This is a genomic window from Streptomyces sp. NPDC107498, assembly GCF_055582805.1.
In genome coordinates this window covers 137,098-161,035 of sequence record NZ_JBVJPE010000012.1, presented here as the reverse complement: position 1 = coordinate 161,035, position 23,938 = coordinate 137,098, and the positions used below count along the sequence as shown (strand labels likewise).

The window sequence follows — 23,938 nt, the reverse complement described above, 5'->3', positions numbered from 1 at the left end:
GGGTCCGTTCGACGCGCGCACGCGCCCCACCGCCCCCGGGACGCGCTACTTCCGCCGGACGCAGAGCCTCCCGGTGATCTGCACCCGGTCGGGGGCGCCGGTCGCCGGGTCGCGCAGGAACCGCCCCAGGTACGGCATCGCCGCGCGCGGCCCGCCCCCCGAGGGCGTACGGAAGGAGAGGTCCTCGCCGACGAGGAGCCGGACCGGCGCCGCTCCGGCGACCGAGAGCAGGAGACCGCCGTCCTCGGCCTCCACCCGGCACGACCAGTCGCCGTTGGCGTAGTGCCCCGCGCACTCCGGCGGTGCCGGCACGGACTCGGCGCCGCCCTCGTCCCGGGGACGGTCGCCGACCTCCAGGCCGGTCCCGCGCAGCCGCCCGAGCAGCGACTCCCACAGGCGCGCGCCGCTGCTGCCGTTGGCGGTCAGCGCCACCACGGTCCGCGTCGACGGGTCCACGCGCAGATGGCTCCACGCCCCGTCGCCGGTGCCGTCGTGGCCGAACCAGGTCCCGTACCGCGCCCATCCGGCGCCCCAGCCGTCCGCGAGGCCGTGGGCGCCCACGGCGAGCCCCTCCGTGACGTCCTCGCGCATCGCCCGCGCCGTCGCGGCGTCGAGCAGGGCGCCGCCCGGGCCGAGGCCCAGGTGGGCGGCGCCGAACACGGCGAGGTCGCGGGCGGAGGCGCACAGGCCCGCGGCCGGGTCCTCCAGCGGCGGTACGGACTGCTCCCGGACGGCCCGGGGCGGGGCGTCCGGTCGTACGAGGTGCCCCAGGGCGGTCGGCGCTGCGGCATCGTGCCCCAGCGGGCGCAGCAGCATCGTCCGCACGGCCTCCGCCCAGTCCAGGCCGGTGATGTCCTCGACCAGCCGGCCGGCGATCACGTACCCCGGATTGGAGTACGAGAAGACCGTGCCCGGCTCGTGCACGGCCTGGTCGGCCGCGTGGCGGGCGAGCCACCGGGCGCGGGTGGTCCCGACGGGCTGCTCCGCGGTGTTGGCCGCCAGGCCCGCGGTGTGGCCGAGCACCTGCCGCAGCGTGCACTCCGGGCCCGCGCGCAGCTCGCCCAGCTGCTCCGCCAGGGGCTCGTCCAGGTCCGCTTCGCCGTCGGCGACCAGCAGGGCCGCGAGGGTCGCGGTGAACGGCTTGGTGAGCGAACCGAGCGGGAACGCCGTCTCCGCCGTCACCGGCCTTCCCGATCCGGCCTCCTCCTCACCGGTCTCCGCGGTGCGCAGGGCGCCGTCCTGCCAGACCGCCAGCTGGGCGCCGGGCACGCCGTGCCGGAGCGCGAGCTCCGCCAGCAGGTCGTTCACCGGTCGCCCTCCGCCCCGAGGGCCGGCTCGCAGAGGCGGGCGATCGACCGCAGCGCCGCCACGAGTTCGGCGCCGACCCGCTCGATCGTCCCGGGCTCGTGCAGGTTGACCGAGTAGTAGAGGTCGAAGCCGAGCCGGCCGTCCTCGACCGCGCCGACCACCTCCAGGGCCTGCACGACCCGCTCGCGGTCGTCCTGTTCCCGGCCGATCGGGTCGTGGAAGGCGTGGAACAGGGAGCGGTCGGCCGTGCGGGTGATCTCCTCGGTCTGGCTGTGGTAGTTGAACAGCACGGCGGGAGGCGCCTGTTCCGCCGCCGGCGTGCCGGAGCCGGCGAGGTGGCGCAGCGCGCCGTGGCCGAGCCCGTTGCCGGGGACGGCGCGCAGGCAGCGGCGCACCGACCGCACGACGGCGGACCAGTCGGGCTCGCCGTCCGTCGGTCCGGGCACCTTCAGCGCGACGGGGTACGAGCTGGTGAACCATCCGACGGTGCGGGACAGGTCGATGTCGTCGAAGATCTCCTCGCGGCCGTGGCCCTCCATCTCGATCACGAGCCGGTCGTCGCCGGACCAGCGGCACACCGTCCAGGCCAGCGCGGAGAGCAGCACGTCGCTGGCCCGGGCCCGGAACCTGCCCGGCGCCACGCGCAGCAGCGCCTCGGTCTCGTCCCGTTCGAGGCGCACCGGCAGGATCCGCCGCGACGACACCACGTTCGGTCCGGAGCCGTCGGCCGGCAGCGGCGCCGCCTCGGGCACGGCGTCCCAGTACGCGGTCTGGTCCGCGAAACCGCCGTCGGCCGCGTGCGCCGCGAGTCTCGTGGCCCACTGCCGGAACGAGGAGGTCTTGGCGCCGAGGTCGATCGCCTCCCCCTCCAGGGCCTGCCGGTACGCGAGGTCCAGGTCGTGGTTGAGGATCCGCCACGACACCGCGTCGATCACGAGGTGGTGCACGGTCAGGTGCAGGTGCGCCCGCCGGTCCGGGCCGAGGTCGAACAGGACCGCCCGCAGCAGCGGACCGTCCGCCAGGTCGAAGCCGGTGTCGGCCGCCGCCGCGAGCCGGTTCATGACCGGGAGCAGCTCCTCGTCGGGCAGCCCCGAGAGGTCGTGGCGCTCGAACAGCTCGCCGGTCTCGGCCTCGGCGTTCCACTGCGACCAGTCGCCCCGCTCGTCGCGGGCGTACCGCATCCGCAGCGCGTCGTGGTGCGCGACGACCGCCGCGAGGGCGGCCCGCAGCGCCGCCTCGTCGGTGCCCGCCGCCAGCTCGACGTGGACCGACTGGGCGAGGTGGTGCGGGGCGACCGTGTTGCGCGCGAAGAAGTCGTACTGGATCGGGGTGAGCGGCACCTCGCCGGTCTCGGCCCGCTGGGTGGCGGCGACCCGGCGGTCCCGGCCGGCCGCGGCGACGAGCTGCTCGACGGTCGGATGGCGGAACAGGTCGCTGGAGGAGATCTGCAGTCCCGCCCGGCGGCTCTTGAACACGACCTGGATGCTGAGGATCGAGTCGCCGCCGAGGTCGAAGAAGTCGTCGGTGACCCCGACGCGCTCCACGCCGAGCACCTCCGCCCAGATCGCGGCCATCGTGTGCTCGTCGGGGGTGCGGGGCTCCACCGAGGCCCGGCCGGCCGCCTCCGTCGCGGGCTCCGGCAGGGCGCGGCGGTCGACCTTGCCGTGCGGGGTGAGGGGGATGCGATCGAGCCGGACGAGCGCTGCCGGGACCATGTGCTCGGGCAGGCGGGAGGCGAGGTACGAGGTCAGTTCGGCCGGGTCCTGCTCGGAGACCGCGTATCCGACGAGGCGCCGGCGGCCCGGCTGGTCCTCGCGGACGACGACGGCCGCCCGCGCCACGTCCGGGTGTTCGGCGAGCGCCTGCTCGATCTCGCCGAGCTCGATGCGGTAGCCGCGCAGCTTCACCTGGTCGTCGGTGCGGCCGACGAACTCCAGCGTGCCGTCGGGAAGCCACCGCATCAGGTCGCCGGTGCGGTACATCCGGGAGCCGGGCTTCCCGAAGGGGTCCGGCAGGAAGCGTTCGGCGGTCATCGCGGGCCGGTCCCGGTAGCCGCGGGAGACCCCGTCCCCGGCGAGGTACGCCTCTCCGGCCACCCCCACCGGCACCACCCGCAGGTCCCGGTCGAGCAGGTAGACCCGGGTGTCCGCGGTCGGCCGGCCGACCGGGACGGTCCGTCCGGGCCGTCCGCCGCGCTCGACCGGGAAGCACGTCGCGGTCACCGAGCACTCGGTGGGCCCGTACGCGTTGACGATCCGCAGGTCGGGCAGCCGGTCGAGGACGCGTGCGCAGTGCGGCGCGGACAGGGCCTCGCCGCCGACGACGACCTTCCGCAGCCCCGCGAGGATCCCCGGGTCGGTGTCGGCGACGGCGTGGAAGAAGCCCGCCGCGAACGACATGGCCTGCACCTCGTGGTCGCGCAGGAACTTGTCGAGCTCGTCGACCGAGCGGAAGTCCCCGGGCCGCACGGCCAGGCACGCGCCGCTCAGCAGCGCCTGCCACAGCTCGTTCTGCGCGGCGTCGAACGAGATCGAGTGGTGCTGGGCGATCGTGGCGGCGTCGCCGAAGGTGTGCTCGCCCGCGGCGCGCACCAGGCGGACGAGGCCGCGGTGGGTGACCATGCCGGCCTTGGGGACGCCGGTGGAGCCCGAGGTGTAGACGAGCACGGCGAGGTTGTCCGGGACCGTGCGCGAGGGCGGCGGCCCGACGGCGGGCCCCGGCCGCAGGTCGTCGACGAGCAGGACCTCGGCGCCGGTCGGCGGCAGTCCGGGCGCGAGCGCGGCGCTGGTCAGCAGCACCGGTACGCCCGAGTCGCGGAAGAGGTAGGTGAGGCGCTCGGACGGGTACCCGGGGTCGAGCGGCACGTACGCGCCGCCGGCCTTGAGGACGCCGAGCACGGCGGTGATCATCTCGGCGCCGCCCGGCAGGCAGATGCCCACCGGCACCTCCGGGCCGACGCCCCGGCCGACGAGGTCGTGGGCGAGCCGGTCGGAGCGCGCGTCCAGTTCGGCGTAGGTGAGCCGGACGTCACCGGCGACGACCGCGGGCCTGTCGGGGTGCTCGCGCGCGACCTCCGCGAAGAGCTCGTGCAGGCACCGGTCGGGGTAGCCGGACGGGGTGCCGTTGAACTCCTCGACCAGTCGGTCGTGTTCGGCGCCGCGGACCATCGGCAGGTCCCGCAGCGTGGCGTCGGGCGCGGCCGCCATCGCGTCGAGCATGCCGAGCAGGTGGTCGGCGAAGCGGCCCGCGGTGGCGTCGTCGAACAGGCGCGGGTCGTAGCCGAGCCGCAGGTGGAGCCCGCCGACCAGGTGCGCCACGCAGGTGAGCGGGAAGTTGGAGGTCTCCAGGCCGGCCAGCGACCGCACCTCCAGACCGTGCCGCTCGGCCGCGTGCTCGTCGTACGGGAAGTTCTCGAAGACCACGCAGCTGTCGAAGAGGTCGGTGCCCGCCGGGATCGCGGCCCAGTTCCGCACCTGGGCGAGGGAGGCGTACTCGTACTGGCGGGCGTCGGCCTGCTGCTCCTGGATCTCGCGCAGCCAGGTGCGGAGTTCGCGGTCGGGAGAGACGGTCAGCCGGGCGGGCAGGGTGTTGATGAACAGGCCGACCATCTCGTCGGAGCCGGGCAGTTCGGCGGGCCTTCCGCCCACCGTGGTGCCGAAGCAGACCTGCCGGTCGCCGCTGTAGCGGGACAGCAGCAGGGCCCAGGCGCCCTGGATCAGGGTGTTGACGGTGACCCGGGCCTCCCGTGCGAAGCCCTCCAGGCGTCCGGTCTCCTCGGCCGTGAGTTCCAGGTCGACGTGGCCGGTGTCGCGGGACTGGTGGGAGCGCAGCGGCGGCCGGTCGTACGGCAGCGCGGTCGGCGCGGAGAAGCCGTCCAGCAGCCCGGCCCAGTACGCCCGCGCCGCGGCGGTGTCCTGCTCGGCCAGCCAGCGCACGTACTCGCGGAACGGACGGCGCGGGCGCGGCGGCGCGACCTCGCGTCCGCCGAGCGCGGCGTGCTCCGCGAAGACCTCGCCGAGCACGTCGGCGAAGCTCCAGCCGTCGAGGAGCAGGTGGTGCGAGGAGCAGCGCAGGTGGACGGTGGACGCGGAGAGCCGGGCCAGGTGCAGCCGCAGCAGCGGCGGCCGCGACAGGTCCAGCGGCTCGCCGGGCGCCTCGGCCAGGAGGCGGATGCGGTCCTGTTGCTGTGCCTCGGTCAACTCCGACCAGTCCTCGATCACCACGGGCACGCGGACGTCCCGGTGGACCACCTGGAGGGGGCGGCCGGACGCGGCGTCGGCGATCGCCGTGCGCAGGACGGGCGTGCGGTCGACGACCCGTTGCCACGCCTCGGCCAGCAGCGCGGGGTCGGGGACGCCGTCGAGGACGAGCCCGACGTGGGTGAGGTAGATGTCGTCCTCGTGGGCGTCGAGCGAGTGGAACAGCAGGCCGCTCTGCATCGGCGTGAGCGGGTAGACGTCCTCGACCGTGCGGCCGTCCCCGGCGATCCGGTCGACGCCCGCCTGGTCGAGCCTGGCGAGCGGGAAGTCGGACGGGGTGCAGCCGCCGGCCCCGGCGCAGTGCGCCACGATGTCGGCGAGCGCCGTGGTGAACCGCTCCGCGAGGCCGGCGATCGTCGCCTCGTCGTGCAGCGCGGCCGAGTACTCCCAGGAGAACTCGAGCCGGCCGTCGCGGACCATCCCGGTGACCTCCAGGAGGTTCGGGCGGGTCAGGTCGGCGCTTCGGTCGGGCGCCGGGCTGGGACGCCAGGCGCGCAGCAGGCCGTCCCCCGTCGCCACGTCGAAGTGACCGTGGTAGTTGAAGCCGACCTGGCAACGTCCCGCGCCCAGACCGGCGTCCTCGGTCAGGTAGCGCAGGGCGCCGTATCCGATGCCGGCCTCGGGGACCGCGCGCAGGGTCTCCTTGACCGCCTTGAGGCGGGTGCCCCAGTCCTCGGCCGGCACGGGCAGCACCACCGGGAAGAGGGTGGTGAACCAGCCCGCCGTGCGGGACAGGTCGACGTCGTCGAAGAGGTTCTCGCGGCCGTGGCCCTCCAGTTCGACCGCGACGGCGTCGCCGCCGGTCCAGTCGGTCAGCACCGCCGCGAGCGCGGTCAGCAGCACGTCGTTGACCTGGGTGCGGTACGCCGCCGGGACGTCCCGCAGCAGCGCGCGGGTCAGCTCCGCGTCGAGGCCCGCCTCGACCGTGCGGGCGTGGGCGAGCGTGTCGGGTGCCGTGCCGTCGGCCGGCAGGGGCGGGCAGGCGGCGGACGCGGCCTCCACGGCCCGCCAGTACGGCCGTTCACCGTCGAAGCGGCCGGATCCGGCCGCCTCGGTCAGCCGCCCGGACCACTCCCGGAAGGAGGTGGACTTCTCCGGGAGGCTGATCGGCAGGCCCCGCGCCGCCTGGTCGTGGGCGAGTTCCAGGTCGGAGAGCAGCACCCGCCAGGTCACCCCGTCGACGACGAGGTGGTGCGCCGTGACGAACAGCCGGTCGGGCCCGGGCGCGCCGGTGAGGAGCACCGCGGCGAGCAGGGGCCCGGTGTCGAGCCGGAAGCCGGTCTGTGCCGCCGTGACCGCCTCGTGGACCGCCCGCCCGCGGGCGTCGGGGTCGAGTCCGGACAGGTCGACCGTGCGGAACGGCTCGCCCGTCACGGTGTTCGCGCAGTGCTGCCGCCAGGAGCCGTCGGCGGGGACGGCGCGCAGCCGCAGCGCGTCGTGGTGGTCGAGCAGCGCCGACACCGCCGTGCGCAGGGCGGCCGGATCGGTGCCGGGCGCGAGCTCGACGAACATCGACTGGTTGAAGTGGGCGGCGCCCCGCGGGTACTGCTCGAAGTACCAGCGCTGCACCGGGGTGAGCGGCACGTCCCCGACCGCGGGGGCGGACGTCCGCGGGGCCCGCTCGTCCGCGGCCCGCTCCTCCGCGGCCCGGACGACGGCGGCCAGGTCGGCGACGGTCTGGTACAGGAAGATCTGCTTGGCGGTCAGGCGCAGGCCCGCCCGTCGCGCCTTCGACACGACCTGCAGCCCGACGATCGAGTCGCCGCCGAGCTCGAAGAAGTTGTCGTCGGCGCCGACCGTGCCGGGTTCGAGGCCCAGGACCTCGGCCCAGATCGCGGCGAGCTCGGACTCGGTGCGGTCGCGCGGCGGTACGTGGCGCGTGGCGGCGTGGTCGGTGACCGCCGGCGCCGGCAGCGCCTTGCGGTCGAGCGTGCCGCTCGGGGTCATCGGGAGCTCGTCGAGGACGACGAGGGCGGAGGGTATCGCCGGGTCGGGGACGATCCCCGCGAGGAACGCGCGGAGCTCGGTGAGGGTGGGCGCGGCGCCGTCCGCGAGCAGGTACCCGACGAGCCGGTCGCGGCCGGCCTGGTCGGGTCGTACCGCGGCGGCCGCGGCGGTGATGCCCGGGTGGCGCAGCATGGCGGCCTCGACCTCGCCGAGCTCCACCCGGAAGCCGCGCACCTTGACCTGGTCGTCGGCGCGGCCGAGGTACTCCACGTCGCCGTCGGGCCCCCAGCGTCCGATGTCGCCGGTGCGGTAGAGCCGCCCGCCGGTGAACGGGTCGTCGAGGAAGCGCTGCGCGGTCAGCTCGGGCCGGTTCCAGTAGCCCTGTGCCACGCCGTCGCCGCCGATGTGGATCTCGCCGGGCACGCCGACGGGAACGGGGCGCATCCGGCTGTCGAGCACGTACGTACGGGTGTTGCCCAGCGGCCGGCCGACCGGCACGACCGCCGGACCGACCGGCTCGCCGGCCCGCAGCCGGTACGTCGTGGAGTCCACGGTGGTCTCCGTGGCGCCGTAGTTGTTGGTGACGACGGCGTCGGGCGAGAGCAGTTCCAGGACCGCGGCCGCGTCGTCGGCCAGCCACGCCTCCGAGCCGACCGCGAGGACGCGCAGCGAGTCCGCCCGGCCTCCGGTCCAGGACAGCTCCTGGGCGATCGCCTTGGCCAGCGACGGGGTGGTCACGAGGAGCTGGGGGCGGACCTCGGAGATCAGCGCGGCCAGCGCGGGCGGGTCGGTGATCACCTCCGTCGGGCAGATCACCATCTCGCCGCCGTACATGGCGGACATCAGGAAGTCGCCGAGGAACAGGTCCACGGCGAGGCTGGACACCGACAGGGAACGGCCCCGCAGCCCGGTCAGGTCGTAGCGGGCGTCCCAGGCGCGCATCATGTGGACGGCGTTGCGGTGGCTGACCATCACGCCCTTCGGGCGGCCGGTCGAGCCGGAGGTGTAGACGACGTACGCGAGGTCGTCCGGCCCGGCGGCCGTGGCGGGCGGCGTGGCGGGCCGGCGGGCGATCGCGTCCTGGTCGGTGTCGAGCCGGACGGTGGTCCAGGCGCCTTCGCCCACCGTCGCCGAGTCGGTGACCAGCACGGGCGTCGCGGCGTCGTCGAGCATCATGGCCAGCCGCCCGGCGGGGTGCTCCGGGTCGAGCGGCACGAACGCGCCCCCGGCCTTGAGCACGGCGAGCAGCGCGACCACCGCGTCCACGCCCCGGTCGAGGCAGACGCCGGTCAGCACGCCCGGGCGGACGCCGGCCGCGACCAGGTGGTGCGCCAGCCGGTTGGCCCGCTCGGCCAGTTCGGCGAAGGTGAGCCGTCGGGTGCCGTCGCTCACCGCGACGGAGTCGGGCGTCCGGGAGGCCTGCTCGTCGAAGATCTCGTGGAGGGTCCGGGCGGCCGGCACCTCCAGGACCGGGCCCTGCCAGTCGGCGGTGAGCGTCCGCAGCTCGTCGGCCGTCAGCATGGACAGACCGGCGAGCGGGGCCGCGGACTCCTCCGTCACCGCGCGCAGCAGGGTGACCAGGTGGCCGCCGAGCCGCTCGACGGTCGCCCGGTCGAACAGGTCGGTGCTGTACTCCAGGTAGCAGACGAGCGAGGAGGCGTCCTCGTAGAAGTCGAAGGTGAGGTCCAGCTTCGCGACGTCGACCGGCGGCTGGATCTCGGTGACGTCGAGGTCCCGGAAGGCCGGCAGCGTGTCGGCCATGTTCTGCAGGTTGACCATCACCTGCACCAGCGGCGGCCGGGAGGCGTCCCGGTCCGGCCGCAGCGCCTCGACGAGGCGCTGGAAGGGGACCTCGTCGTGGGCGAACGCCTCCAGCAGGCCGGTGCGCACCCGGCCGAGCAGCTCCGTGAACGACAACGACTCGTCCACCTGGGAGCGCAGCACCACGGTGTTGATGAAGAAGCCGATCAGGTTCTCCAGCTCGGGCCGCTGCCGGCCCAGGGTGACGGTGCCGACCGCCACGTCCGTCTCGCCGCAGTAGCGGGCCAGCAGCACCTTCGTGACCGTGACCAGGGCCATGAACAGCGTCGCGTCCTGCCCGCGGCTCAGCTCGCGCAGTCGGCCCAGCACGTCGGCGGGGATCTCCACCGGCAGGGTCGCGCCCGCCGGCGTGCGGACGGGGGGCCGCGGCCGGTCGGTGGGCAGTTCGGCCGTGCGCATCCCCGCGAGCCGGTCGCGCCAGTGGGCGAGCTGCTCGTCGAGGGTGTCGGCCCGCTCGCGCTCCCAGGCGGCGAAGTCGGCGTACTGCACGGGCACGGGCGGCAGGGACGCGGGGGTGCCGTCGACCGCCGCCTCGTAGCCGGCGGCCAGCTCGCCGAGCAGCCGTCCGGTGGACCAGCCGTCGCACACGATGTGGTGCATGGCCAGGACGAGGACGTGCTCGCGGTCGTCCACGCGCAGCAGCGTGGCCCGCAGGAGCGGCCCGCGGCGCAGGTCGAAGGGCCTGTTCATCTCCGTCGCGAGGAAGCGCTGGACCGCGGCCCGCGCGTCGGGCCCCGACACGTCGACGGTCGGGATCTCCTGCTCGGTGTGCTCGTGCACCACCTGGACGCCCCGGCCGCCCGGCGCGTCGAACGTGGTGCGCAGCGTCTCGTGCCGGCGGACGACCCGGTCGAGCGCGGCGGTGAGCGCCGCGGCGTCGAGGTCGCCGCGCAGCCGCAGCGCGCGCAGCGTGTTGTACTCCGCGCTGTCCGGTTCCAGTTCGGCAAGGAACCAGAGCCGTTCCTGCGCCGAGGACATCGGCAGCAGGCCGTCGCGGGGGACGGTCGGGATCGGCCGCTCCTCGGACGCGGACTCGCCGGCGAGGCGACGCAGCAGCTCCGCCTGCAGGTGTGCCGGTACGGACGCGAACTTCTCGTCTGGCTGGGTCATCTGCGTTCCTCCCTGGGTCAGATCCGGCCGGGCGCCTGGGTGCCGGAGACGGCGGTCAGGCTCGCGAGGACGCGCTCCTGGACCACTCCGGCGAGGTCGCTCACGTGGCGGTGCTCGAACAGGTCCCGCGGGGAGATCGGCACCCCGAACGCCGCGCGCATGCGGACGGCCAGGCGGATCGCGTTGATCGAGTCGCCGCCGAGGTCGAAGAAGCCGTCGCGGGTGCCCACCCGGGGCACGGCCAGCACCTCGCCCCAGATCCGGCAGAGGGCTTCCTCGGTCGGGTTGACCGGCGCCACGTACGACTCCTCGTCCGGGCGGACGTTCGCCACGGGCAGCGCCGCCCGGTCGAGCTTTCCGTTGCGGTTGACCGGCAGCACCGTCAGCGGCACCACGGCGGCCGGGACCATGTACGCGGGCACGTGCCGGGCGACGTGCGCGCGCAGTTCGTCCGCGGCCGGCACGCCCGCGCGCGGCACCACGTACGCGACGAGCCGCTTGCCGGCCGCGTCGGCCTGGACGACGACCGCGGCCTCGGCCACCGCCTCGTGCCGCAGCAGGACGTTCTCGACCTCGCGCGGCTCCACCCGGAAGCCGCGGATCTTGACCTGGTCGTCCGCCCGGCCGGCGAACTCCAGCGTGCCGTCCGGGTTCCAGCGGGCGAGGTCGCCGGTGCGGTAGAGGCGGGCGCCCGGCTTTCCGAAGGGGTCGGCCACGAAGCGCTCCGCGGTCAGGCCGGGCCGTCCGACGTATCCGCGGCCCACGCCGTCGCCGCCCAGGTAGAGCTCCCCCCTGACGCCGGGGGGCACGGGGCGCAGCCGGTCGTCGAGGACGCGGACGCTGGTGTTGGGGATCGGCCTGCCGATCGGGACGTTGTCGTACCGGACGCCGGGCTCCACGGCGAAGAGCGTCGCGGCGACCGCGCATTCGCTGGGCCCGTACCCGTTGAGCAGGCGGCGGCCGGGCGACCAGGCGGCGGCGAGCTCCGGGGTGAGGACCTCGCCGCCGCACAGGACGGACCCCAGGTGCGGCAGCGCGGCCGGGTCGAGCACCGGCAGGACGGTCGGCGGACCGGTGACCGCGTCGGCGTCGGCCTCCCTCAGCTGCTCGACGAGTTCGGCTCCGTTGTAGGTCCCGGCGGTCACGGGAGCGACCAGGGTGGCGCCGCCCGCGAGCGTGCTCAGCAGGACGAGCGAGGCGGCGTCGAAGCTCATGGGGGCGAGCTGGTAGACCCGGCTGCCGGGCCGCACGTGCAGGGGGACGACCGTCTCCACGGTGTTGACCATGGACCGGTGCTCGATCATGGTGCCCTTGGGCTTTCCGGTCGAGCCCGAGGTGTAGACGGTGAGGACGAGGTCGCGGGGGCTGCCGGAGTCGGGCGGGGCGGTCGCCGGCCGGGTGGCGACGGCGGGCCAGTCGTCGTCGAGCAGGACGAGGGGGGTCGTCGTGCCGGTGAAGACGCCGAGGTGGCGGGCGTGGGTGAGGACCACCGCCGGTCGCGCCTCCTCCAGGATCGCGGCGGTGCGCGCGGCGGGGTAGTCGGGGTCGATCGGGACGTACGCGCCGCCGGCCTTGAGCACCCCGAGGACGCCGACGACCAGGTCGGGGCCCCGCTCGACGGACACCCCGACGAGCACGTCCGCGCCGACGCCGAGGTCCACCAGGTGGTGGGCGAGCCGGTTGGAGCGCTCCTCGACCTCCGCGTAGGTGAGCCGGTGCCCGCCGCGCTCGATCGCGACGGTGTCGGGCCATCGGATGGCGCGCTCGCTGATGATCCGGTGGATGCGCCGCTCGATGGAGTGCGCGGAGGGAGCGGCCGTGCCCCATGCGCCGAGGACGAGTTCCCGCTCGGCGGCGGTCAGCGCGGTCACGTCGCCGACGCTCGGCGCGGTCCCGGCGGCCAGCCCGTCCAGGACCGTGATCAGGCGGGCGGCGACCCGTTCCACGGTGGCCGGTTCGAAGACCGCCTCGTCGTAGAGCAGTCGCATGACCGGTGATTCGTCGGGGAACACGCTCAGCGCCAGCGGGTAGTTGGTGGCGAACTCGACGTCGAACGCGCGGACGGCCGCCCGGTCGAACGGATAGTTCTGGAAGACCACGGCGGTGTGGAACAGCGCGGAGCCGGGCGCCACGTCGGCGAAGGACTGCACGCGGTTCAGCGGGGCGTACCCGAACTCCCGTGCCGTGGCCTGCTCGCGCTGCAGCCCCTCGAGCCAGGACAGGGTCGGCGCGTCGTCGTCCACCTGGACCCGGACGGGCTGCGTGTTGATCATCATGCCGACCATCGACTCGACGCCGGGCAGCTCCGCCGGCCGCAGCGCCGTGCTCGTGCCGAAGCAGACGTCGCGCTCGCCGCCCAGCCGCGCGAGCAGGATCGCCCACGCCCCCTGGACCAGGGTGTTGGTGGTGAGCCCGGTGCGCCGCGCGTACGCCGAGACCCGCGCGGCCGTCTCCGCCGGGACCGTCACCCGCACCGACCGTCTGGCCGCGGGCCGGTGCCCCTCGGGCGGCTGCCGGTCGCCGGGCACGGCCACGGGGGTCGTGAAGCCGGCCATCCGGCCGCGCCAGTAGGCGTCGGCGGCGTCCAGGTCCTGGTCCGCGAGCCAGTGCACGAAGTCCTGGAACGGCGGCCGCGGCCGCGCCGGCTCGCCGCGGTACCCGTCGAGCACGTCCTGCAGCAGCTCCGCGGAGCTCCAGCCGTCGGTGAGCACGTGGTGCATCGTCCAGACGAGCTGCACGGAGTCCGGGCCGAGCCGCACGATCGCGACCCGGCTCAGCGGTGCCCGGGTGAGGTCGAGGCCGGCGGCGCGGTCGGCGTCGAGCAGCTCCCGCAGCCGCGCGGGGCGCTCCGCCTCCGGCACGGCGCTCCAGTCGAGCCGGGCCACCGGCAGCACGACCCGGTCCCTGACGAGCTGCACGGGCTCCTCGACGTCGGTCCAGCGGAGTGCGGTGCGGAGCACCTCGTGGCGTTCCGTGGCCTCCTGCCAGGCCCGGGCGAGGCGTTCGGGGTCGGTGACGTCGTCGAGCCGGACGACGAACTGGATCAGGTGCAGCGCGGGGTCGTCGAGCATGAGGGCGTCGAAGAGCATGCCGCTCTGCAGGGGGGTCAGGGGGTAGCCGCCCGCACGCGGGGGGCGGTGCGGTGCCGCCGGGTCCTCGTCGAGCCGCGTCGCCGCGGCGGCCAGCGCCCCGACCGTCGGGTGGGCGAAGACGTCGGCCGTGCTCAGCACGAGCCCTCGGGCCCGCGCCCGCGCGACGCACTTCATGGCCAGTACGGAGTCGCCGCCGAGGGCGAAGAAGTCGTCGCCCGTGCCGACCCGTTCGACGCCGAGCGTCTCGGCCCAGATCGCCGCGAGCTCGCGCTCCGCGTCCGTGCGCGGCGCACGGTGGGTCCCGGCGTCGTCGGCCGGGGGCTCGGGCAGCGCGGACCGGTCCACCTTGCCGTTGGCGTTGACCGGCAGCCGGTCCGTCCAGACGACGCGCGCGGGCACCATGTAGCCCGGCAGGCGTTCGGCCAGCCGGTCGAGCAGCTCCCGTTCGGCGAGGGGGGCGGGCCCCGTCGGGTACGCGACGATGCTGCGCGTCGGGCCGCTCTCCCGTACGACCACGACGACGTCGGTGACGCCGGGGCAGTCGCGCAACGCGGCCTCGATCTCGCCCAGCTCGATCCGGAACCCCCGGATCTTGACCTGGTGGTCGGTCCGGCCGAGGAACTCGATGAGCCCGTCCTCGGTCAGGCGCACCCGGTCCCCGGTGCGGTAGAGGCGGTCGCCGTGCGCGAACGGGCTGGCCACGAAGCGCTCGGCGGTCAGCGCGGGGCGGCCGAAGTAGCCGCGGCCCGTGCCCTCGCCGGACAGGTACAGCTCGCCGGTGCCGCCCGCGGCGACCGGCCGCAGCCGCTCGTCGAGCACGTACGCCTCGGTGTCGTCGAGGGCCGTGCCGATCACCGCGGCCGGGCCGGACGCCTCGCCCGGGGCCGTCCGGTGCGTGGTGGCGAAGACCGTGCACTCGGTGGGGCCGTAGCCGTTGACGAGCGTGGTGTCCGGGCAGGCGCGCCGCACCCGCTCGACGGCGGTCGCCGACGGGGCTTCGCCGCCCGCCCACACCTCGCGCAGCCCCGCGAAGCAGTCGGGCTGCTCCTCGGCGAAGAGCCGGAACAGCGTCGCGGTCAGGAAGACCGCGTCGACGGGGTGTTCGGCGACGAGCGCGGCCAGGCCCTGCGCGGTCGGCTCCGGGGGCCCGATGACCACGCGGCCGCCGTTGAGCAGCGGCAGCCAGACCTCGTACGTGGAGGCGTCGAAGGCGAGCGGCGCGTTGAACAGCGTGCCGCGGCCGAAGGCGGCGCGCATGTGGGGTTCCCGGGCCAGCGCCGTGATGTTGCGGTGGGTGATGGCCACGCCCTTGGGCAGACCGGTCGAGCCCGAGGTGTGGATGACGTAGGCGAGCTGCTCCTGGTCGACGGTCACGTGCGGGGCGTCGGGGCGCCGCTCCGTGTCGGCGCCGTCCACGACGACCACGGGGACCCCGGCGGTCGCCGCCCGCCCGACGGTCGACCGGTCGGCGATCACCACGACCGCCTCGGTCTCGGTGAGCGTCCAGCGGATCCGCTCGTCGGGGTGGCTCTCGTGCAGCGGCACGTAGACCCCGCCCGCCTTGAGGACGGCGAGCAGGGCGACGACGGTCTCCGAGGAGTGGCCCGAGCGGCCCGTCAGCATGCCGACCCGTGATTCGGCGGTGACCCCGGCGGCGACGAGGAGGTGGGCCAGGTGGTTGGCGCGCCCGTCCAGCTCGCCGTACGTGAGGGTCCCGTCGACGTCGACGACCGCGGGCGCGTCGGGGTGCCGGCGGGCGTGCGCGGCGACGAGGTCGTGGACGGCCCGGTTCTCCGGGACGGCGGGTGCGTTGCCGAAATCGTGGGACATGCTCGACCCTCCACTGGAGATGCGCGTGGGGCGTGGATCTGTTCGACGGTCGAGCTTGGCGTGCGAAGGCGGGGCGGCTCCAGGTTCTTGAGCGGTGAGGAAACTGCCCGTCCGACGGGGTCCGGGGGTGCGCGAAGCGGGTGGGGCACGGCCGGGGTACGCGAAGCGGGTGGGGCACGGCCGGAGCCGTGCCCCACCCGCTTCGGCGGTCGTACGTCACTCGGGCCGGGCGATCGCCTCCACGGCCGGGGGGCGCAGGGCGAGCCGGGCCGGCAGCATCACGGCGGGCCAGGCGATCGCCGCGGCCACGGCCACGATGCCCAGGTAGATCAGGGGCGGGATGGAGGGGAACACCGAGTGCCGGATCGCATAGCTCATCCCGATCAGCGACGGCAGCGCGGCGATCGTGCCGACGACGACCGCGGAGAGCACGATGATGCCCGCCTCCTGTCGCATCATCGACCTGACCTGGCTGGTCCGGGTGCCGACGAGGCGCAGCAGGGCGAACTCGCGGCGCCGTGAGATCGTCGCCATGACCAGCGTGTTGACGACGGCGATGGCGAGGTAACCGAGCAGCACGGCGTTGAGCACGAGGCTGATCCCGCCGTCGCCCCCGCCGTCGGTCGGTGCGGCGGTGACCGCCCCGGCGTCGCCGGCCCTCAACGTCGGGTACGGCTTCAGCGCCGCGTTCAGCTCCTCCTCCCGGTCGGAGTTCACCAGCAGCCACTGGTCGAGGCGGTCGGTGGTGTGCGCGACGACCACGTCGTGGGGCAGCGTGACGTCGCCGAAGCCGAGCCCGTTCTCGTAGACCGCGACCACCCGGGCCTTCTCGACGGTGCCGTCGCCGAGGTGCACCTCGACGCGGTCGCCCACGTCGGCGCCGACCGTGCCGGCCACGAGGCGGCTGAGGGCGACCGTGGGTCCGGTGAGACCGCTCAGGTCGCCGCGCAGCACGCCCAGGTCCATGGTGTCCGGTACGGCCGCGGGGTCGACGCCCTGCGTCGCGGAGACCCGGTACTGGATGCCGTCGCCGTCGGGCCACGTGAGGATCGTCGAGGTCCGGGCGACCCGGCCGACCGTGCGGACGCCGGGGACGCGGCGGAGCTCCTCGGCCAGGTCCGGTGAGACGCCCGCGCCGACGGAGGTCACCACGTGGTCGGCGATCACCCCGTCGACGGCCTGGTCGTGGGCGGTGGCGGCGAGCGTGGTACCGCTGAAGAGCTGTGCGGACGCCATGGTCACGCCCATGATCAGCGGGGTGGTGGCGGCGCTGACCCGGCGGGCCCTGGCCCGGGAGTTGGCGAGGGCGAGGAACCGGGTGACCTCGCCCGCCCGGCGGCGGCCGAGCAGCCCGGCGACGCCGCCGAACAGTTTCGGTCCGAGCAGCCCGATCGCGATCACCAGGACCAGGGCGGAGCTGGCCGCGCCCTCGATCGCCGCCTCGCCGGGCAGCACGACCGGCAGCACGACCGCCACGGCCAGGCCCGCGGGCACGAGCAGCACGCCGAGCGAGAGGCGGAACCAACCCAGCTTCCTGGGCTCGACCGCCACGTCGCCGAGCGCCTCGACGGCACTGACCTTCGCGGCGCGGCGGGCCGCGAGCCAGCCGCCGATCCGGGCCGCGAGGACACAGACCAGCAGGGCGAACAGCAGCGGCAACGGCGTGATCACCAGGGAGAATCCGGGCGGCAGCGCGCCGGCCGCGGTGAACACGCCGTGCAGCAGCATGGCGAGCAGGACGCCGGGGACGGCGCCGAGCACGGCACCGATCCCGCCGACGAGCACGGCCTCGCCGCCGATCATGCGCAGCACCTGCCGGGGGGTGGCGCCGACGGCCCGCAGCAGGGCCAGCTCGCGGCGCCGCTGCTGCACCGACAGCGCCAGCGTGCCGGCGACCACGATGATCACGAGGAGGATCATGGTGGCGCCGAACGCACTGGCCACCTCGATGACGAACGCCCGCATCTGCCCCACGTCGAGCGTCTCGACGTCGCTGCGGTCGTCGCCGGTGTACGTGACCGCGCCGGGCACGGCCTTCCCGATCCGGTCGGCGAGGTCGCCCGCGTCGGTCCCCTTCGCGGCCAGCACCCCGACCGCGTCGACCGTGCCGGGCGTGCCGTGGAGCCGCCCCGCCTGCTCGTCGGTGAAGAAGACCGCCGACTGGCGGGCGAACGGGGCGCCGGGCTCGGCGACGCCGCTGACCCGGTACGTCCCCGGTGCCGACCCGGTCACCAGCCTGACCCTGTCTCCCGGGGCGAGTCCGGCCCGCCGGGCGAGGCCGTCGTCGAGGACGACGTCGTCGGCCGCTCGCGGCGGGGTGCCCGAGCGCAGCGTGAACGGCGTGAGCACCGCGGCGGACCAGCCGTGTCCGTACACGGGCGGGCCGTCGAGGACGGAGTCCTCGTCGAGGACGGTCGTACGGACGCCGACGTCCCCGACGGCGGACTCGACGCCCTCGACCGCGGCGACCTTCGCGACCGTGTCGGCGGGCAGCCGGACCCGCTCGGAGAGCCGCGGGTCCGTGTCGCCCTCGACGGGCATGGCCTGGTAGCCGCCGACGACCACGGCCGCTCCGTGGTACCGCTCGGCCGGGGCCCCCGAGCTGATGCCGGTCTCCAGCAGCACACCGCAGGCGGTGATGACGGCGGAGCCGACGGCGACGGCGATCAGCACGGCCGCGAAGCCGCCCTTGCGGCCGCGGATCGTGCTCCAGGCCAGCGAGAGGTTCCGGCGCGAGAGCGTGCGGACCTTCTTCCTGGCCTTCTCGGCCTTCCTGGCGGCCTTGGCCCTCCTGGCCTCTTCAGCCCTCCGGGCCTTCTCCGCCTTCTTGGTCGTCGGCGGATCCGCCGCTCCGGCCACGTTCCCGCGGCTCACCACTCACCCAGCCTGGTCATCCGCTCGGCCACCTTCTCCGGCGTCGGCGCGGCGAGCTCGCCGGCCAGCCGCCCGTCGGCCAGGAAGGTCACCGAGTCCGCGTGCGAGGCGGCCACCGGGTCGTGGGTCACCATCACCACGGTCTGACCGGTCCGGTCGACGACCCCCCGCAGCAGTTCCAGCACCTGCTTGCCGGTACGGGTGTCGAGCGCGCCGGTCGGCTCGTCGGCGAAGATCACGTCGGGCCCCGTGATGAGGGCGCGGGCGATGGCCACGCGCTGCCGCTGACCGCCGGAGAGCTGCCCGGGATAGCGGTCTCCCATGTCGGCGAGCCCGACGTTCGCCAGCTCGGCGCGCACCCGGTCGGCGGGGACCGGGACGCCGGCCAGCCGGAACGGCAGGCCCACGTTGTCGGCGACGGTGAGCGAGTCGAGCAGGTTGTAGGCCTGGAAGACGAATCCGACCCGTTCCCTGCGGATCTCGGTGAGCTGCTCCTCGTTCAGGCCGGCCAGCCGGGTGTCGCCGAGGGTCACGCCCCCGTTCGTGGGCCTGTCGAGCCCCGCCGAGCAGTGCAGGAACGTGCTCTTGCCCGAGCCGGAGGGACCCATGACGGCGATGAACGTCCCTCGCGGCACGCCCATCGTCACGCCGTCCAAGGCGGTGACCGCGTTACGGCCGGAACCGTAGATTTTCGTCACGGATTCCAATAAGAGAGCATACCTGCCAGCCACTGCACACCCTTTCCCGATTTTGCGGAACGGTACCGTTCGGCGTGCCGTCCGATCAACCGGATCCGGCGGAAAACCGATTTCGAGCCCCGGCTCGAACGCTCGCGAATACCGCCCCCACCTGTGGTCTTTTCTTTCGGGTCGGTTTTCCCCGCCCGGCCGCGTGGCCGGATCCCGACGTCCGCGGCGCGACTCCCCACCCGTCATGACCGGGTGACGTGCGGGCCGGATGACGGCGACGCCAACGGGGCCGGTCGGGACGGTGAAGAATGCGGGCCGGCCCGCCCGGCCGCCAGACCGACGCCCGGCGTCGACCGCCGCCCTCCCCTGGCCGGCCTCCGTCGCCCGGGGCGCGGACCAGGGCCGGAGCCGGAGGCCCCGGGAGCGGCCCCGAGCTGGGGATTTCACTCTGCGGTCAACAAGATGGCCGATCCGCCGGGCGCACCGAAATACTTCTCGACGACCCGGGGGATTCTTTACCGCCGGGTAATGGGCGCACCGCGTCCGGAGATCTCGGCGATCGCGTCGACAATGCGTCGCGCCGATAAATGCCTGACCGTTCCCTCGCATCGATGGGCAGCGAAAACAATGATTCCTGCGAATCTGGAACGCGCCGTCTACGGAATGTACGCCACCCACGCCCTGCGCGTCGCGGACAGGCACGGCGTCTTCGAGCACCTGGCACGACACGGCGGCGACAGCGCCGAGAAGATCGCGGCCGCCCTGGCCGTCGACGAGGACACCCTGGAGCGGCTCCTGCTGGTGCTGTCCTCCTTCGGCGTCCTCGACGCCGAAGGCGGGCGCTACGCCCTCGCGGCGGGTGTGCGGCCGTACGTCGACCGCGAGGACCCCCGCTATCTGATGGGGTTCGTCGACCACCTGGTCGACGACACCGCCGGGCAGTTCGGACGGCTCGACGGCTACCTCCGGGCGGGCAAGGCCGAGACCGACCGGGACGAGCCGGCTCCGTTCGAGTCCCTCTACCGCGACGACGAGTCGGTGGGCCGCTTCCTGAAGGCGATGTGGGGCCTCAGCCACCACGTCTCGCACGAGCTCGCCGCCCTGGCCGACCTGGGCGACTCCCGGCGGCTGGTCGACGTGGGCGGGGCGAGCGGGCCCTTCTCGGTGGCCGCCCTGCAGGCCTGGCCGGAGCTGCGCGCGACCGTGTTCGACCTTCCCCAGGTGGGTCCCCACCTCACCGCGCGGGCCGTCGAGCACGGGCTCGGCGACCGGCTGGACTTCACGGCCGGCGACTTCTTCCGCGACCCGCTGCCGGCCGGCGACTGCTTCGCCTTCGGCTACATCCTGTCCGACTGGGACGACGAGACCTGCGCGGCGCTGCTGCGCAAGGCCCACGAGGCGTGCCTCCCCGGCGGTCGCGTCCTGATCATGGAGCGGCTCTTCGACGACGACCGCGGCGGCCCGCTCGCCACGGCCGTCATGAACCTCTCCATGCACGTCGAGACCGAGGGCCGGCACCGCACGGCGGCCGAGTACCTGGAGCTGCTGCGCCGTGCCGGCTTCGCCGACGGCACCGTACGGCGCTCCGGCGGCGACAAGCATCTGATCACCGCCCGGCGGCACACCGGAAGCGGGACCGGGCGGTGAGCGCCGCACGGTCCCTCGCCCCGGTCCGCTCGCGGGAACTGCCCGCGTCCTGTGCCGAGTTGGCCGATCTGCTGCACGGCACGGCCCTCGTCGAGCTGCCCGAGGAGGAGCTCCTCCGGCTGTCCGACCGCCACGACGCGGCCGTGGCCGGACCGGAGACCGACGAGAACGAGATCCTGCGGCTCCTGACCCGGTCGTTCAGCCGGCGCCTCGACATACCCGAGTACTACCGGTACACCGGGCTGCACGTGGCCGGCTGGTACTTCGCCCGGCGGGAGGACCCGTACGAGGCGGGCCTGCTGCTCCTGCACGCGCTCGTGACCGACCTGATCGCGCTGGAGGAACGCGAGGCCGGGCTGCACGAGACGACCGTCGAGGAGGGCGCGGAACGCGTGCGCCGCCTGGAGGCCGTCCTGGACCGCCTGGGCGGGTCCCCGCTCGGCCCGGACCGCACCATGGCGAGCGCCGAGCTGGTCCGGCTCGCCGACCACGACGACGTACTGGTCCGCGATCTGCTCGTGGTCAACCGCTGTTCGGGGTTCCGCCGGTCGGACAAGCACGACGAGCACATGTTCATGCGCTCCGTGCAGGCCTGCGAGGTCCTCTTCTTCCTCGTCCGCTGGACCGCGCGCCGCGCCACCGAGGCGATCGGCCGCGACCGCGCCGTGTACGCCCTGCGCATGGGCCAGTTCGCCTCGGCGGCCGAGCTCCTGAACGTCGTCTTCCACGCGCTGCGGACGCTGACCCCGGAGCTCTTCATGGGCTTCCGGGAGGCGACCGGGAACGCCAGCGCGGTCCAGTCCCTCAACTACCACCTGATGGAGCTGGTGGTGTACGGCTACGACGAGCGGAAGACCGAGATCTACGGGCGGTTCGCGCACCTGGCCCCGGTCGCCGGCCCGCTGCTGCGCGGGTTCGCGTCCCTGCGGGACGCCGCGGCCGGCGCCCCCGACGCCGACGTCCGCGAGGCGTTCGAAGCGGGCGAGGCGCCGCTGCACGTCTGGCGCGGTCGGCACTACGGATTCGGCCGCCGTTATCTGCCGGAGATGACGGGGTCCGGCGGCACCGAGGGTGCCGGTTATCTCAAACGGTTCGTCAAGAAAGCCGGACTGGCCTCCGGTGACCGCATCGACGACGCCGAGCAGTTGCTCACCCGGTTCGCCTTCTGCTGACGGAGGTCACTCGATTCCTATCCCGGCGCCCGAGCGCCGGTGAGTCCCGGCATCCGCCGCGGCTCCAAGCACGCTTCGCCCGCCACTCGTACAAGGGGTGCTTGTGAACAGAATTCTGCCGAAAGTCTCCGCGGAGAACCCGACCCGATTCGAGACCCTCGCCTTCGCCGGTCCGACGGAACCCGCCGGTCCGACGGATCTCGCCGGTCCGATCTGATGTCCCGACCGCAGACGGCGGTCCTGCCGCTCCCGCACGCCCGATGGTGGCGCGCCGGGGTGGTGCAGGCCGTCTCCCCGCCCGGCGTCATCGACCTGGAGCCCGGCTACCTCGAACCGGACCTGCTGCCGGTCGACGAGGTGCGTCCGCTCTACACGGAGGCCCTCGCCGAGTTCGGCCCCGCCGCGCTCGGGTACGGCGCCAACGCCGGCGCCGAGCCGCTGCGCTCCCTGCTGGCCGCCCGGCACGGCTGCACGGCCGAGGAGGTCATGGTCACCGCCGGCACCTCGCAGGCGCTGGCCCTGCTGTGCACCGTCCTCGGCCGCCCCGGCCGGTCCGTCGTGGTGGAGCGCACCTGCTACGACCTGGGCCGGAAGATCATGACCGACCACGGTCTGCGCCTGCGCGAGGTGGACGCGGACGGTGAGGGCGTACGGCCCGAGGCCCTGGACCGGTCCCTGTCCCGGGGCGACGACGTGGCGTTCGTCTACCTGACGCCGACGTTCCACAACCCGACCGGCACGGTCGCGGGCGAGGCGCGCCGCCGGGAACTGCTCGCCGTCGCCGCCCGGCACGGCGTGCCGATCGTGGAGGACGACGCGTACGCGGAACTGGGCCTGGACCACGTCGCCCTGCCGCCCCCGCTCGCCGCGCTGGCCGGGCGGCGGGGCGTGATCCGGCTCGGTTCGTTCGCCAAGACGCTCGGACCGGGGCTGCGACTGGGCTGGCTGGAGGCCGAACCGGACCTGATCAGGACGCTGACCGGTCGTGGTCAGCTGGTCAGCGGCGGGGCGCTCAACCATCTGACCTCCCTGGCCGTGACCATGCTCATGGGGGACGGCCGCTACGACCGGCGCCTGGCATGGCTGCGCGAGCGGCTCCGGCTGCGCCGCGACACGCTCGTGGCGGCCCTGCGGGCCGGCACGGGCGAATCGGTGACCGTCGACTGCCCGGCCGGCGGCTTCTTCCTCTGGCTGGACTTCGGCCCGCGGCGCAACGAGGCCTCGCTGCTCGCCGCGGCCGAGCGGGCGGGCGTCGCGGTGGCACCGGGCTCCCGCTACGGCAGCGCGCCCGGCACCCACCTGCGGCTCGCGTACAGCCTCAACTCCCCCGACCGTCTGGCGGAGGCCGCCGCGCGGCTCGCCGCCGCCTGGAGAAACGAGGAGACCCCTCGATGACCAGTTCCGTCCTCAGCCGCCTGCGCGGCTACAGTCTTCCGCTCTCCCCCTCCGGCACCTCGGCCATGCTGACCCCCCCGCCGTGGCACTTCTCCGGCGAGGTCGTCATGGTCGACTACCGCGTGGACCCGGTGGCGGCGGCGGCGTTCCTCCCGCCCGAACTCGACCTCGGCGCCGATCCGGGACGGGCCGCCGCGGTCTTCGCGCACTGGCAGTGGTGCTCGGAGCCCGGAACCGAGCTGGCCGATCCGGGCACCAGCCAGTTCGGCGAGTTCCTGATCCTGCTCGGCTGCGAGTACCGCGGCCGTCCCCTGGCCCGGTGCCCGTACGCCTGGGTCGACCAGCCCGTGCCGTTGCTGCGCGGCTGGGTGCAGGGAATGCCGAAGCAGTTCGGCGAACTGCACCAGACCCGGCCGATGCGCGTCGGCAGGGCGGGGCCCCTGGGCTCGGCCGCGGGCACGTACCACGGCACCGCGTCGACCGGCGGCCGCCGGTTCGTCCAGGCCTCGGTGAGCGTGACCGCGCCGGCCGCCGAACCGCCGGCGCTGCACACCGTGCCGTTGGTGCACAGCCGGGTCCAGCCGTCCTGGGTCGACGGGGAGGAGCCCCCCGTCGAGCTGGTGACCTCGACCGTCACGGGGGTCGAGTTCTCCGAGGTGTGGTCGGGCGACGCGCACCTCGAGATGTTCGACGTGCTCGACGCGGACTTCGCCTCGCTGCGGCCGGTCTCGGTCGGGCGCGGCCACGTCTTCGGGTACGCCGAGACGCTCGTCTCCGGCCGGACGCTCGCCTGA

The 23,938-nt window shown here is 74.5% G+C and carries 9 protein-coding genes; 4 read left to right on the top strand and 5 right to left on the bottom strand.

Annotation, left to right across the window (positions count from 1 at the left end; genetic code table 11):
• Nucleotides 1-45: 45 nt before the first annotated feature.
• The 5 genes from ACZ66Z_RS22170 to ACZ66Z_RS22150 all read right to left on the bottom strand — a co-directional run bounded on the left by ACZ66Z_RS22170 (nucleotide 46) and on the right by ACZ66Z_RS22150 (nucleotide 18,948).
• The gene (locus tag ACZ66Z_RS22170) at nucleotides 46-1,308 is read right to left on the bottom strand and encodes a serine hydrolase domain-containing protein (protein WP_469936463.1); all 1,263 of its coding nucleotides are present in this window, start codon (nucleotides 1,306-1,308) and stop codon (nucleotides 46-48) included.
• Nucleotides 1,305-10,445, bottom strand: a complete 9,141-nt coding sequence (locus ACZ66Z_RS22165; RefSeq protein ID WP_469936461.1) for an amino acid adenylation domain-containing protein — start codon at nucleotides 10,443-10,445, stop codon at nucleotides 1,305-1,307. The genes ACZ66Z_RS22170 and ACZ66Z_RS22165 overlap by 4 nt, the downstream gene beginning before the upstream one ends.
• 17 nt (nucleotides 10,446-10,462) lie before the next feature.
• Nucleotides 10,463-15,367 (bottom strand): amino acid adenylation domain-containing protein, encoded by a 4,905-nt coding sequence (locus ACZ66Z_RS22160; RefSeq protein ID WP_469936459.1) that lies wholly within the window; start codon nucleotides 15,365-15,367, stop codon nucleotides 10,463-10,465.
• A 216-nt stretch (nucleotides 15,368-15,583) separates the two neighbouring features.
• Entirely contained in the window at nucleotides 15,584-18,241 is a 2,658-nt protein-coding gene (locus ACZ66Z_RS22155; protein WP_469936457.1) for an ABC transporter permease, read from the bottom strand.
• Nucleotides 18,238-18,948, bottom strand: a complete 711-nt coding sequence (locus ACZ66Z_RS22150; RefSeq protein WP_469936455.1) for an ABC transporter ATP-binding protein — start codon at nucleotides 18,946-18,948, stop codon at nucleotides 18,238-18,240. The genes ACZ66Z_RS22155 and ACZ66Z_RS22150 overlap by 4 nt, the downstream gene beginning before the upstream one ends.
• Before the next feature lie 609 nt (nucleotides 18,949-19,557).
• Here ACZ66Z_RS22150 and ACZ66Z_RS22145 point away from each other — a divergent pair.
• The 4 genes from ACZ66Z_RS22145 (at nucleotide 19,558) to mppR (ending at nucleotide 23,938) form a co-directional block, all read left to right on the top strand.
• Nucleotides 19,558-20,577 (top strand): methyltransferase, encoded by a 1,020-nt coding sequence (locus ACZ66Z_RS22145; protein WP_469936453.1) that lies wholly within the window; start codon nucleotides 19,558-19,560, stop codon nucleotides 20,575-20,577.
• Nucleotides 20,574-21,749, top strand: a complete 1,176-nt coding sequence (locus tag ACZ66Z_RS22140; RefSeq protein WP_469936452.1) for a tryptophan 2,3-dioxygenase family protein — start codon at nucleotides 20,574-20,576, stop codon at nucleotides 21,747-21,749. Before ACZ66Z_RS22145 ends, ACZ66Z_RS22140 begins: the two co-directional genes overlap by 4 nt.
• Before the next feature lie 216 nt (nucleotides 21,750-21,965).
• Complete coding sequence (locus ACZ66Z_RS22135; RefSeq protein ID WP_469936450.1) at nucleotides 21,966-23,144, top strand: aminotransferase class I/II-fold pyridoxal phosphate-dependent enzyme; 1,179 nt, start codon at nucleotides 21,966-21,968, stop codon at nucleotides 23,142-23,144.
• Nucleotides 23,141-23,938, top strand: coding sequence for an enduracididine biosynthesis enzyme MppR (gene mppR / locus ACZ66Z_RS22130; RefSeq protein WP_469936448.1), 798 nt, complete (start codon nucleotides 23,141-23,143; stop codon nucleotides 23,936-23,938). Before ACZ66Z_RS22135 ends, mppR begins: the two co-directional genes overlap by 4 nt.

Coding starts and splice junctions, on each gene's coding strand:
- ACZ66Z_RS22165 (WP_469936461.1), bottom strand. CDS start 10,445: ATGACCCAGCCAGACGAGAAGTTCGCGTCCGTACCGGCACACCTGCAG.
- ACZ66Z_RS22160 (WP_469936459.1), bottom strand. CDS start 15,367: ATGTCCCACGATTTCGGCAACGCACCCGCCGTCCCGGAGAACCGGGCC.
- ACZ66Z_RS22145 (WP_469936453.1), top strand. CDS start 19,558: ATGATTCCTGCGAATCTGGAACGCGCCGTCTACGGAATGTACGCCACC.
- ACZ66Z_RS22135 (WP_469936450.1), top strand. CDS start 21,966: ATGTCCCGACCGCAGACGGCGGTCCTGCCGCTCCCGCACGCCCGATGG.
- mppR (WP_469936448.1), top strand. CDS start 23,141: ATGACCAGTTCCGTCCTCAGCCGCCTGCGCGGCTACAGTCTTCCGCTC.